Raw genomic sequence first — 11,346 nt, forward strand, 5'->3', positions numbered from 1 at the left:
TGCGCCGGCTTTGTGCCGGCTTGCCGGGGCAGGCTAGCCAGCCCGGCACGGAAAGAAAACCATTCAGTTACCGTTGCGTCATTTCATCCGGCCGGCGGCAGACGATGCACCATCAGGTCGTTCTCACCCTCCTGCACCGTCACCTCCAATTGGTTGAACAGCCGGAAGCCGAGGGTGACGATGCCTCTGTCCGGCTGTCGCGTCTCGCGCTTGCCGAGGACGGTGATCTCCGCCGCGATCCGGTCGCCCACCAGGATCGGCCCGGAAAACCGCCAGCGCCAGTTCAGCGAGACGATGGCCGCGAGGCGTACGCACGCCCGGTTCTTCAACCCGTCGCAGAGGGCAAGCCCCAGCAGCCCATGCGCGACCCGCCCCGGATAGCCGAGCGAGCGGGCGTAGTCGTCATCCATGTGGATGTCGAAGAAATCCCCGGTCAGCCCGGCGAAGGCCACGATATGCGCCTCCGTCACCATGATCCCGCCGGTGGTGTAGGTGAGGTCGGGCTCGATCTGCTCGAAGCGCAGCAGCGCGGGGTCGATGCTCACAGCTGGTGCAGATGCAGCCCGCCGTCGACATGGAAGGCGTCGCCGGTGGAGAAGGGGATGACGCCGGTGATGAGCCCGGCGATGGCGGTCGCCACATCCTCGGCCTCGCCCCAGCGGCGGATCGGGGAGAGGCCCTCGGCGATGCGCGTCTCGTAGCGCGCGGCGACGCCCGCGGTCATGTCGGTGCGGATCACGCCGGGGCGGATGTCATAGACCGGGATGCCCTCCTCCGCGAGGCGCAGCGCGAAGCATTTGGCGACCATGGCGACGGCGGCCTTGCTCGCGCTGTATTCGGTGCGGTCCGGGCTCGCCATGCTGGCATTGACCGAGGAGACGAAGGCCATCCCGCGCATCCCGCGCCGGGGCGCATCCGCCGCCACCATCCGCCGCGCGACCCCTTGCGCGACCAGGAAGGCCGCCCGCGCATTCACATCCATCGCCCGGTCCCAGGAGGCGAGGGTGAGGTCCAGCAGATCCCCCCGCCGCATCGCGCCGACCCCGGCATTGCTCACCAGCGCCTCGATCCCGCCGGACTCGGCCCAGGCCCAGTCGAGCAGCAGCGCGATTGCGCCCGGATCCGACAGATCCGCGACCAGGAAGCCGAAGCGCCCGCCGGCCGCCGCCACCGCCGCCCCGGTTTCCGCGGCCCCTGCCTCCTCGATGTCACAACCGAGCACATCATAGCCGCGGGCGGCGAGTGCTGCGCAGCTTGCCCGCCCGATTCCCCGCCTGGCGCCGGTCACCAGCGCGACCGGGCGTGCCGAACTGTTGCTTTGCGTCACGGATTGCCCTCCCCACGGCCAGGATGCGCGCCACGCGCGGCTGCGGCCAGCCCTTCCGGCTTGCCTTCCCCTTCGGAACGGGGCAGACACCGCCGTCTTTCGTACCTTTCCCGTTCTCTGTCAGGAGCCGCCCATGGCCTCGGCGTTCGATCGCATTGCCGACATTATCGCGGAAAACAGCGAAGTGCCGCGCGACAAGATCACCCCGGACAGCCACGTGATCGACGATCTGGGCATCGACAGCCTGGACTTCCTCGACATCGTCTTCGCCATCGACAAGGCCTTCGGCATCAAGGTCCCGGTCGAGAAGTGGACGCAGGACGTGAACGCCGGCGAAGCCCCGCCCGAGCACTACTTCGTCATGAAGAACCTCGCGATCCGCGTCGAGGAGCTGGTCGCCGCGAAGGCGGGCTGAGAGCGCCAGGACGGGCCACGCCATGCGGCTCGAATACTTCCAGATGGTGGACCGGGTGATCTCGCTGGCCGAGGGCGTCATCACCGTGAGCGCCCGGGTGCCCGACGAATCGCCGGTCTTCGAGGGGCATTTCCCGGGCTACCCGCTGGTGCCCGGCGTGCTGATGATCGAGACCATGGCCCAGGCCAGCGGCTGGCTGCTGCTGGGCACGCTCGGCTTCGACCGCATGCCCTTCCTGATGAACGTCCGCTCGGCCAAGTTCCGGCATTTCGTCGGCCCCGGGGCGGTGCTGGAGGTGACGGCGCGCCTCACGCATGACGGCTCGGGCTTCGCCGTGACCACGGGCCGGATCGAGAGCGAGGGCCGTCGTATCGCCGATGCCGAGCTGACCCTGCGCACCATGCCCTTCCCCAACGACACCATCGCCGCCTCCATGCGCGCCCGCGCGATCGAGATCGGATTGCCCCAATGACTCGCCCCCAATGACTCGCCAACGCATCGTGATTACCGGCATCGGGCTGGTCACCTCCCTCGGCGACGGGGCGGAGGCGAACTGGGCCGCCATGTCCGACCCCGCCGGCGCCCCGGTGCTGGACACCACGACCTGCGCGCCCTTCGCGCTGCATCCGGTCCCGCCGTTGCCGCTCGACGCCCAGATCCCCCGTAAAGGCGACCAGCGCCAGATGGAGCCCTGGCAGCGCCTCGGCACCTATGCCGCGGGCCTGGCACTGGACGATGCCGGCGCGCGGGATCTCGTCGCCGACATGCATCTGATCGTCGCCGCCGGCGGTGGCGAGCGCGACCTGGCGCTGGATGAGGCGATCGTGGGCGAGTTGGCCGGGATGCCGGCCGAGGCCGCCGGGCCGATCCTGAACGAGCGCCTGGCCAATGGCCTGCGCCCGACCCTGTTCCTGGCCCAGCTTTCGAACCTGATGGCCGGCAACATCTCCATCGTGCATGGCGTCACCGGCTCCTCCCGCACCTTCATGGGCGAGGAGCAGGCCGGCGCCGATGCGCTGCGGATCGCCGCGGCGCGGCTCGGCGAGGGCAGCGGCCGCATCGCTTTGGTCGGCGGCGCCTTCATCGCCACGCGGTGGGATTTGCTGATCTTCTACGGGCCCGGCGGCAATCTGATGCAGGGCGACTGGGCCCCGATCTCGGCGCGCGGCGAGCACGGCGGGATCGCCCTCGGCGGCATGGCCGGCTTCCTGGTGCTGGAGACCGAGGCCCATGCCGAGGCGCGCGGCGCCCGGGTGCTCGCGCATCTGGACGGGGTCGCGACCGATACCGCCCGCCGCCGCGCCCCGGGCGAGAGCGAGGCGGCCCTGGCCGCCCTTTGGCAGCGCCTCGCGCCGATGCGGGCCGAGGGGCCGCTTGCGGTGATCTCCGGCACGACCGGCGCGGGCGCGGCCCATGCCGAGGAACGCGGCTTCCTCGACACCATCGGCGCCGATGCCATCCGCACCCCCGCCTCCCGCATCGGGCATGGGGTGGAGGCGACATTCTTCGTCCATGTCGCGCTGGCGGCGCTGGCCTTGCAGCGCGGCGCGCTGCCGGCGCCGCTGGACCCCGCCGATACCGGCGACGTCGTGCCTGCCGCCGTGCTGGTCACCGGCATGGGGCAGTGGCGGGGCGAATCCCTGGCCCTGCTGTCCGGAGCAGCCTCATGAACGACCATCGCGGCCGGCCTCTGGTGGCGGTCACCGGCATCGGCACCGTCACCTCCCTCGGCTGGGGGCGGGAGGAGAACTGGTCGAAGCTCTGCGCCGGGCAATCCGGCATCACCCGGATCACGCGCTTCCCGACCGACCATCTGCGGACCACCATCGCCGGCACCGTCGCCGATGCGCCGGGGGCCCCGCTGACCAGCCCGGCCCGCACCGAGCGCCTGGCCGCTTTCGCGATCGAGGAGGCGCTGGAGGAGGCCGGCATCGGCAGCCTCGGCAGCTTCCCCGGGCCGCTGTTCCTCGGCATGCCGCCGGTCGATATCGAATGGCCGACGCGGTTTGACCTCGCCCGCCGGGCCAATGCCGCGGGCTACCCCGCCATGGTCGCCGCCGCCTCGCCCGAGACCGGCATCTTCGAGGCCTATGCCTTCGGCGGTGTCGCCGAGCGCCTGGCCGACCGCTTCGGCACGCGCGGCGCGCCGATCACCCTGACCACCGCCTGCGCCACCGGCGCCAGCGCGATCCAGTTGGGCGTCGAGGCGATCCAGCGCGGCGAATGCGACGCCTGCATCGCGACCGGCGCCGAAGGCTCGGTGCAGCCGGAGGCGGTGGTGCGCTTCTCGCTGCTCTCCGCACTGTCCACGCGCAACGACGAGCCCGCCCGCGCCTCCCGCCCCTTCGAGAAGTCGCGCGACGGGTTTGTCATGGCCGAGGGCGCGGCGGCGCTGGTGCTGGAAAATTACGACAGCGCCCGCGCACGCGGGGCAAAGATCATCGGCATCGTGCTCGGCTGCGGTGAACGCGCCGACAACTTTCATCGCACCCGCAGCAATCCCAATGGCAATGCCATCCTCGGCGCCATGCGGAACGCTTTGGCCGATGCCGGGCTGGAGCCGGGGCAGATCGACTACGTGAACGGCCATGGCACCGGCACGCCCGAGAACGACAAGATGGAAACCTTCGGCATGCGCGCCGTCTTCGGTGAGGCGCCGCCGCCGATCAGCTCCAACAAATCCATGATCGGCCATACGCTTTCGGCCTCCGGCGCGCTGGAGGCGGCGTTCAGCCTGCTGACCATCCGCGACCAGATGCTGCCGCCGACGATCAACCATGACGAGCCCGACCCGAACATCCCGCTCGATGTGGTGCCGAATGTGAAGCGGGCGGCGAAGGTCGTGAACGTGCTCTCCAACTCCTTCGGCTTCGGTGGCCAGAACGTCTGTCTGGTGCTGGCGGCGGAACCGCTCTGATGCGGTCGCTGCGTCTGCATGGCGATCGCGACCTGCGGCTGGACGACATCCCCCCGCCGCCGCCGCCGGGCCCCGGCGAGGTGCAGATCCGCATCCGCGCGATGGCGCTGAACCACATCGACGTCTGGGGCTGGCGCGGCATGGCCTTCGCCAAGCGCCAATTGCCGATCTGCGTCGGGGTCGAGGCCGTCGGCGATATCGTCGCGTTGGGTGAGGGCGTGCGGGGCTGGGAGGCCGGTGACCGCGTCGCCCCCTATGGCGCGCAGACCTGCGGCGTTTGCCGGGCCTGCACCGAGGGGCGCGACAACCTCTGCGAAAACGTCTCCGGCATCATGGGCTTCCATGTCGACGGCTTTGCCCGCGAGCTTTGCAATGTGCAGGCGCGGCTGATGGTGCGCGTGCCGACGTCGATCCCGATCGAGGAGGCCGCCTGCGGCGCTGTCACCGTCTCCACCGTCGAGCACATGCTGTTCGACAATGCCAAGCTGCAGCCTGGGGAAACCATCCTCATCCATGCCGGCGGCAGCGGCATCGGCAGCTATGCCATCCGCCAGGCCAAGGCGCTGGGCTGCACCGTGATCGCGACCGCGGGCTCGGATGAGAAATGCGCGCAGTCGCTGGCCCTCGGCGCCGACCATGCGGTGAACTACCGCGAGAAGAATTTTGCTTCCATCGCGCGCCGGCTCACGGGCAAGCGCGGCGTCGATGTGGTGTTCGAACATGTCGGGGCCGATACCTGGGCGGGGTCGCTGCTGTCGCTCTGCATGGGCGGGCGGCTCGTGACCTGCGGCAGCACCTCGGGCGTCTCGGCCGAGACCAACCTCATGATGATCTTCCAGCGCCAGCTACACATCTTCGGCTCCTTCGGCGCCTCGATGCGCAACATCGCGGCGGGCTATGCGAAGATGGAGGCGGGGCTGCTGCCGGTGGTCGATACCGTGGTGCCGCTGGAGCGCTTCGCCGAATGTCTCGACCGGCTGGAAAGCCGCCGCGTCTTCGGCAAGATCATCGTCACCCTCTGACCCCATGGCGCTGAGCCTCAGGCAGCGCCTGGTCCTGCTGCGCGTCACCGAACCGCTGGTCGCGGGAGTGGTGCGCGCGGGGTTTGGGCTGCTGCGGCTGTTGGGGCCGAAGCTCGCCCCGCGCATCGGGGCTGCGGTCGCGCGCACCGTCGGGCCGCTGACCAAGGCCCATCGCATCGCCGCCGAGAACATCCGCCTGGCCTTCCCTGAGCGCGATCCCGCCTGGCAGGCGGAGGTCGCGCGCCAGGCCTGGGACAACCTCGGCCGCACCGCCTGCGAATATGTGCATCTGGCGGCGTTGTGGGACCTGGATGTGGCGCGCCCGGAGGCCGGTCGTATCTACTGCGACGCCGCCACCGCCGCCCGCTTCACAGAGCTTGCCGAGGATGGCCGTGGCGCGCTGATTTTCGCGGCCCACCTCGCGAACTGGGAATTGCCGGCGGTCGCGGCGCATGGCGCGGGGCTGGCGGCGGCGGTGCTCTACCGCACGCCCAACAACAAGCGCGTGGCCGGCGATATCCTGGCGCTGCGTGGGCCGATGATGGGCCGCCTGATCCCGGCGGGGCTGCTCGCCCCCTCCCGCCTCGCGCGGGCGCTGGCCGAGGGGCTGCATGTCGGCATGCTGGTGGACCAGCGCTTCGGCCGCGGCCCGCGGGTGATGTTCCTGGGGCGCGAGGCCTCGGCCAATCCGCTGCTCGGCAATCTGGCGCGGCGCTTCGATGTGCCGGTGCATGGCACCCGCGCGATCCGCCAGCCCGATGGCCGCATCCGGCTGGAGCTGACGGAAGCCATCCCGATGCCGCGCGATGCGACCGGCGCTGTGGATGTCGCGGCCGCGACCCAGGCGGTGAATACCGTCATCGAGGGCTGGGTGCGGGAGCATCCCGGCCAATGGCTCTGGATGCACCGGCGCTGGCGGTAGCGGCGGCTTCGCCATAGGCTTGCCCCGGACCAAAGGGAGACCCGAACCATGACAGTGACCGTCAAGGACATGCTCGCCGCCGCCAATGCCGCCGTGCCGCGTATTTCCCCGAGCGAGGCCAAGGCCCTCTCCGGCGAGCCGCAGGTGATCTTCCTGGACGTGCGCGACGCGGCCGAGGTGAAGACCTCCGGCAAGGCCAAGGGCGCGCTGGCCGTCTCGCGCGGCCTGCTCGAATTCCGCGCCGATCCCGAATCCCCGGCGCATGAGGCCGCCTTCGACCGCGCCAAGACGATCCTCGTCTATTGCGCCTCGGGCGGGCGTTCGGCGCTGGCGGGCAAGACGCTGCGCGACATGGGCTATTCCGACGTCCGCAACCTCGGTGCCTTCAAGGATTGGGTCGAGGCCGGGGGCGAGGTCGAGCCCGGCTGACAGGCGCGACCCGGGGGGCACCACGCGCGTGCCGGACCAGAGCCCGGAGCCGGAGGCCATGGCGCTCCCCTCCCGGCCATCGCGCTGGCCCCGCCGGGCGCTGCTGAGCCTCGGCTGCGTCCTGTTGCTGCTGGCGGGGCTCGGCCTCGCCGGGTTCTTCTTCCTCAGGCGGATCGACCTCGGCCCGATCGTGGCCGGCCGCGTGGCCGCCGCCCTCGGCCGCCCGGTCGCGATCGGCGGGCTGCATGTCACCCCCGGGCGCTGGCTGCTGGTCGAACTGGCCGGGCTGCGGATCGGCAACCTGCCCGGTGGCAGCCGGGAGGAGATGCTGGCCCTCGGCCGGCTCAGCCTGGAGGTCGAGGCGCTGTCGCTGCTGCGTGGGCCGGTGGTGGTCCGCAAGGCCCGCGCCGAGGAAGCCTCGCTGCTGCTCGAACGCCTGCCGGACCGCACCGCCAACTGGCATTTTTCGCGGCGCCGGGCGGTGCCGGAGGGTGCCGGGGACCGCTCCTGGGTCCCGACGCTGCTGGATGTCGAACTCCACCGCGGCGAGGTGCTGGTGCGGACCACCGGCGGGTTGCTGCTGCGCACCAGGCTGGAGACCGCGACCCTGGCCACCCCCGCCGCCGACCAGCCGGTGCGGCTGCGCGCCACCGGCGCCTACAACGACACCGCGGTGACGCTGGAGGCGGCGCTCGACCCGATCGTGGTGCTGCGCGATGCGTCGCGGCCCTATGGCACCGATCTGCGTTTCGTTGCCGGCGAGGACACCGCGCTGACCTTCGAGGGCAGCATGACCGCGCCCTTCGATGTCGATGGCGCCGAGGGGCGGCTCAGCCTCACGGCGCCGAGGCTTGGCACCCTGCTCGCGCTCGCCGGTGTCGTGGCCGAGATCCCGGCCCGGCTCGACCTCGCCGGGCCGATGACCCGCAAGGGTGATCGTTGGCGCCTCAGCGAGGCGAGCGGCAGCTTTGCCGGGCAAGCCCTGACCCTGCGCCTGCTGCAACTGGATGAGGGCCGCGACGGGAGCCCCGATGCCATTGCTTTGGCCCTCAGCCTGGAGAAGCTGGCGCTGGACCCGCTGCTGCCCGCCCCAGGCAGCGTCGGCGGCGGGGACACGCCGCTGGTGGTCAGCCAGCGGCCCGATCCGCGGCTGGATGTGCAGATCGCCATCGGCGCGCTGAATGTCGCGGGCGAGGATCTCGGCGTGGTCGAGCTGACCGCGACCCAGGAACCAGGGCGGATCAATGTCCAGCACCTGGCCGCGACCCTCTCCGGCATCCGCCTGGCCGGTTCGGGCGCGGTGGCGGCGACCGATACCGGCGCGCGCCTCTCCGCCGAGGCGGCGCTGGAGCGCAGCGACCTGGACGATGTCCGCAAGCTGCTCGGGCTGCGTTCGCTGCCGATGTCGGGGCGGTTGGAGGGGAAGCTCGCCCTGACCGCCGAGGCCGCGACGCTGCGGGCGGTGGGGGAGGCGGCGCAGGTCCAAGCCGTGCTGACCATGACCGGCGGGCAGATCGCGAAGGCGGCGATCGAGATGGCCTCGACCGATGTGCGCGCCTTGTTCCGCGATGCCGGCGGCAGCACCCCGATCGCCTGCATGCTGGCGGTGGCCGAGATGCACGGCGGCCGGGGCACCGTCGCCCCGCTGCGCCTGCGGGCGGAGGCCGGCACGATCGCCGGCCGCGCGCAATTCGACCTCGGCACGAGGCAGATGGATCTGGTGATCGGCAGCCAGAGCGAGACCACCGGATTTTTCGCGCTGGATGTGCCGGTGCGGGTCTCGGGCGCCTTCGCCTCGCCCAGCATCCTCCCGGCGGAATGGTCGGCCGAGGGCCGCGCCCAGCTTGCCGCCGGGGATGACATGGCGCCGCTGCCGCCCGAACTGCGTCGGCATGCCCAGTCCAACCCCTGTTTCCGCGCGGGCCCGCCGGGCTGAACGGCCTCTCCGGGATGACGCTGCGGCTGCTCGCGCTCTCCTTCGCCACGCCTTCCTCTGGTGATCGCCCGGCTAACGGTGGCTTAGGCCGTCAGCGCCCCGCCCCCGGCGTCCAGGTGACATCCCCGCCCGCCTCGGCATTGCGGGCGCGGGCGAAGACGAAAAGATGGTCCGACAGCCGGTTGAGGTAGCGGACCACGGCGGGGTTCACCGGCTCGGCGGCGGCCAGCGCCACGGCGAGGCGTTCGGCCCGGCGCGTGATGGTCCGCGCCAGATGCGCATGCGCGGCAGCGGCGGTGCCGGCGGGCAGCACGAAGCTGCGCAGCGGTGCCAGCGTCGCGTTCATCCCGGCCAGTTCCTGCTCCAGCCGCAGCGCCTGGCTGTCGCTGACCCGCAGCCGGTCCCCGGCCACACCCGGCACGCAGAGATCGGCGCCGAGATCGAACAGATCATTCTGGATCCGCGCCAGCATGGCATCGGCCTCGCCCTGCACATGCAGGCGGATGAGGCCGATGGCGGCATTGGCCTCATCCACCGTGCCATAGGCCTCGACCCGCAGCGCGTCCTTGGCCACCCGGCTGCCGTCGCCGAGGCTGGTCTGGCCGGTATCGCCGCCACGCGTCGTGATGATGTCGAGCCTGACCATGGTCGTGTTCCCCTAAAATCCCTGCCGCCCGGCATCCAGGCGGAAGGTGACGGTGGTGAAGGCCTCGGCCGTCACCGGTTGGCCATCGCGCTGCGCGGGGCGGAACCGCCAGCGCAGCGCGGCCTCGACCGCGGCGGCATCGAGCGTGGAATAGCCCGAGCCGCGATCGACCGCCGCCCCGGCGACCAGCCCATCCGCCGCGACCGTCAGCCGCAGGCGGACCGAGCCCTGCTGCCTCATCGTGCGGGCGTAGTTGGGGTAGGTGGGATCGGCATTGCGGTGCCCGGCCAGGGGCGCGGGCGGGGTGGTGGCGCCCTCGGCCGCCCAGGCGGGCTGCTGGGCGGGTGGGCCCGGGGCCGCGGCTGGCGCGGCCGGAGCGGGGACCGCGCGGGGCGGGGCGGCGGCACGGGATGGCGGGCGCGACGGGGCAGGGGGCGCCGGCGGGGGCGGCGGTGGCGGCTCGGGTGAGGGGGCGGGCGCGGGCTCGGGCGGCGAGGGTGCCGGTTCGGGGGCTGGCGGGGCCGGTGGTTCCGGGGCCGGCGACTCCGGGGCCGGCGACTCCGGGGCGGGAGACTCCGGGGCGGGCGCCTCGGGCGATGGCGGCGTGGCCTCGGCCCCCGCGGCGGCCGAGGCCGGTTCCGCCCAGATCAGCACCGCGCCCTGCTGTGGTTCCGGCAGCCGCCGCGCCTCGGGCCAGGCCAGCACCACCCCCACGGCGCCCAGATGCAGCAGCGCCGCCGCGAGCACCGCCCCGGCCATCGGCACCTGCCGTGCCGCGGCGCGGGGCCCGCGCCTTCGGCTCACAGCACCAGCACGCCCTTGTGCTTGGCCTTCACATCCGGCTCGACATGGATGGTGATGACGGCATTGCCGAGCTCATCCTTCAACGCCGCCTCGACCCGGTCGCAGATGCCATGCGCGTCGCTGACGCTCATCTCCCCCGGCACCACCAGATGGAATTCGACGAAGGTCCAGCGCCCGGCATGGCGCGTCCGCAGGTCATGCGCCTCGATCGCGCCCTCGGCATCGGCGGTGATGATGGCGCGGATGCGGGAGAGCGGGCCATCGGACACCGCCTCATCCATCAGCCCGCCGACGCTTTCCCGCAGCAGATGCCAGCCCGACCACAGGATGTTCACCGCCGTCAGCGCCGCCAGCAGCGGGTCCAGCCAGAGGATGCCGGTCAGCGCCACCAGCCCGACGCCCAGGATCACCCCCACCGAGGTCACCACATCCGACCAGAGATGCCGGGCATCGGCCAGCAGTGCCGGGGATTTCAGCACAGCCCCGCGACGGGTCAGGACCGTGGCCCAGATCCCGTTGATCAACGCCGCCACCGCCGATACCGCGAGGCCCGCGGCCGGGGAGAACGGGACATGCAGGGAGGACAGCGAACTCCAGGCCTGGTGAATGATCGCCAGCGCCGCGGCGATGATCAGCGCCCCCTCCAGCACCGCGGAGAAATACTCGGCCTTCGCATGCCCATAGGGGTGGTTGGCGTCCGGCGGGATGGCCGCGAAGCGGATTGCCGCCAGCGCCGCGCCGGCCGCGGTGACATTCACCACGCTTTCCAGCGCATCGGCGAAGAGCGCCACCGACCCGGTGAGCCAGGCGGCCACCGCCTTCATCGCCAGCACCGCGATGGCGATGAGGAGACTGCCAAGGGCCAGGGTTTCCGCCCGGGGGCCCAGGCGGGGTGGGGTGGCGGTGCTCATGCGGGCGTGTCTACACC

13 protein-coding genes are annotated in these 11,346 nt (G+C 71.8%); 8 read left to right on the plus strand and 5 right to left on the minus strand.

Annotated elements, in window-relative coordinates; translation table 11 throughout:
- Nucleotides 1-83: 83 nt before the first annotated feature.
- Both C8P66_RS20550 and C8P66_RS20555 read right to left on the minus strand, forming a co-directional pair.
- Complete coding sequence (locus C8P66_RS20550) at nucleotides 84-545, minus strand: MaoC family dehydratase (RefSeq protein WP_245903706.1); 462 nt, start codon at nucleotides 543-545, stop codon at nucleotides 84-86.
- Complete coding sequence (locus tag C8P66_RS20555) at nucleotides 542-1,327, minus strand: 3-ketoacyl-ACP reductase (RefSeq protein WP_111400162.1); 786 nt, start codon at nucleotides 1,325-1,327, stop codon at nucleotides 542-544. The genes C8P66_RS20550 and C8P66_RS20555 overlap by 4 nt, the downstream gene beginning before the upstream one ends.
- Before the next feature lie 133 nt (nucleotides 1,328-1,460).
- Here C8P66_RS20555 and C8P66_RS20560 point away from each other — a divergent pair, with 133 nt between their 5' ends.
- The 8 genes from C8P66_RS20560 to C8P66_RS20595 are packed head-to-tail and all read left to right on the plus strand — an operon-like array spanning nucleotide 1,461 to nucleotide 8,968.
- Nucleotides 1,461-1,742, plus strand: coding sequence for an acyl carrier protein (locus C8P66_RS20560; protein WP_111400163.1), 282 nt, complete (start codon nucleotides 1,461-1,463; stop codon nucleotides 1,740-1,742).
- Between the two features lie 22 nt (nucleotides 1,743-1,764).
- On the plus strand, nucleotides 1,765-2,214 hold the full coding sequence (locus C8P66_RS20565) for a 3-hydroxyacyl-ACP dehydratase FabZ family protein (RefSeq protein ID WP_111400164.1): 450 nt from the start codon (nucleotides 1,765-1,767) through the stop codon (nucleotides 2,212-2,214).
- 10 nt (nucleotides 2,215-2,224) lie between these two features.
- Nucleotides 2,225-3,412, plus strand: a complete 1,188-nt coding sequence (locus tag C8P66_RS20570) for a beta-ketoacyl-ACP synthase (protein ID WP_111400165.1) — start codon at nucleotides 2,225-2,227, stop codon at nucleotides 3,410-3,412.
- The gene (locus C8P66_RS20575; RefSeq protein WP_111400166.1) at nucleotides 3,409-4,659 is read left to right on the plus strand and encodes a beta-ketoacyl-ACP synthase; all 1,251 of its coding nucleotides are present in this window, start codon (nucleotides 3,409-3,411) and stop codon (nucleotides 4,657-4,659) included. The genes C8P66_RS20570 and C8P66_RS20575 overlap by 4 nt, the downstream gene beginning before the upstream one ends.
- Nucleotides 4,659-5,681, plus strand: coding sequence for a zinc-binding dehydrogenase (locus tag C8P66_RS20580; RefSeq protein WP_111400167.1), 1,023 nt, complete (start codon nucleotides 4,659-4,661; stop codon nucleotides 5,679-5,681). The genes C8P66_RS20575 and C8P66_RS20580 overlap by 1 nt, the downstream gene beginning before the upstream one ends.
- Before the next feature lie 4 nt (nucleotides 5,682-5,685).
- Nucleotides 5,686-6,603: a lipid A biosynthesis lauroyl acyltransferase gene (locus C8P66_RS20585; protein ID WP_111400168.1), complete on the plus strand. Its 918-nt coding sequence runs from the start codon at nucleotides 5,686-5,688 to the stop codon at nucleotides 6,601-6,603.
- Between the two features lie 48 nt (nucleotides 6,604-6,651).
- Nucleotides 6,652-7,032: a rhodanese-like domain-containing protein gene (locus tag C8P66_RS20590; protein ID WP_111400169.1), complete on the plus strand. Its 381-nt coding sequence runs from the start codon at nucleotides 6,652-6,654 to the stop codon at nucleotides 7,030-7,032.
- Nucleotides 7,033-7,090: 58 nt separating this feature from the next.
- Entirely contained in the window at nucleotides 7,091-8,968 is a 1,878-nt protein-coding gene (locus C8P66_RS20595; protein ID WP_146422997.1) for an AsmA family protein, read from the plus strand.
- A 91-nt stretch (nucleotides 8,969-9,059) separates the two neighbouring features.
- Here C8P66_RS20595 and C8P66_RS20600 read toward each other — a convergent pair whose 3' ends face one another.
- The 3 genes from C8P66_RS20600 to C8P66_RS20610 are packed head-to-tail and all read right to left on the minus strand — an operon-like array spanning nucleotide 9,060 to nucleotide 11,329.
- Complete coding sequence (locus tag C8P66_RS20600) at nucleotides 9,060-9,614, minus strand: cob(I)yrinic acid a,c-diamide adenosyltransferase (protein WP_111400171.1); 555 nt, start codon at nucleotides 9,612-9,614, stop codon at nucleotides 9,060-9,062.
- 12 nt (nucleotides 9,615-9,626) lie between these two features.
- Nucleotides 9,627-10,418, minus strand: a complete 792-nt coding sequence (locus C8P66_RS20605) for an energy transducer TonB (RefSeq protein ID WP_146422999.1) — start codon at nucleotides 10,416-10,418, stop codon at nucleotides 9,627-9,629.
- Nucleotides 10,415-11,329 (minus strand): cation diffusion facilitator family transporter, encoded by a 915-nt coding sequence (locus tag C8P66_RS20610; RefSeq protein ID WP_211314225.1) that lies wholly within the window; start codon nucleotides 11,327-11,329, stop codon nucleotides 10,415-10,417. The genes C8P66_RS20605 and C8P66_RS20610 overlap by 4 nt, the downstream gene beginning before the upstream one ends.
- Nucleotides 11,330-11,346: the final 17 nt, after the last annotated feature.

Origin of the sequence: Humitalea rosea (genome assembly GCF_003253705.1) — a bacterium.
In the GTDB taxonomy this organism is placed as follows: Bacteria; Pseudomonadota; Alphaproteobacteria; order Acetobacterales; family Acetobacteraceae; genus Humitalea; species Humitalea rosea.

Bases quoted from the DNA above. Each gene is read 5' to 3' on its own strand.
- C8P66_RS20560 (WP_111400163.1), top strand. From the start codon at position 1,461: ATGGCCTCGGCGTTCGATCGCATTGCCGACATTATCGCGGAAAACAGC.
- C8P66_RS20565 (WP_111400164.1), top strand. From the start codon at position 1,765: ATGCGGCTCGAATACTTCCAGATGGTGGACCGGGTGATCTCGCTGGCC.
- C8P66_RS20570 (WP_111400165.1), top strand. From the start codon at position 2,225: ATGACTCGCCAACGCATCGTGATTACCGGCATCGGGCTGGTCACCTCC.
- C8P66_RS20575 (WP_111400166.1), top strand. From the start codon at position 3,409: ATGAACGACCATCGCGGCCGGCCTCTGGTGGCGGTCACCGGCATCGGC.
- C8P66_RS20580 (WP_111400167.1), top strand. From the start codon at position 4,659: ATGCGGTCGCTGCGTCTGCATGGCGATCGCGACCTGCGGCTGGACGAC.
- C8P66_RS20585 (WP_111400168.1), top strand. From the start codon at position 5,686: ATGGCGCTGAGCCTCAGGCAGCGCCTGGTCCTGCTGCGCGTCACCGAA.
- C8P66_RS20590 (WP_111400169.1), top strand. From the start codon at position 6,652: ATGACAGTGACCGTCAAGGACATGCTCGCCGCCGCCAATGCCGCCGTG.
- C8P66_RS20595 (WP_146422997.1), top strand. From the start codon at position 7,091: ATGGCGCTCCCCTCCCGGCCATCGCGCTGGCCCCGCCGGGCGCTGCTG.
- C8P66_RS20600 (WP_111400171.1), bottom strand. From the start codon at position 9,614: ATGGTCAGGCTCGACATCATCACGACGCGTGGCGGCGATACCGGCCAG.
- C8P66_RS20610 (WP_211314225.1), bottom strand. From the start codon at position 11,329: ATGAGCACCGCCACCCCACCCCGCCTGGGCCCCCGGGCGGAAACCCTG.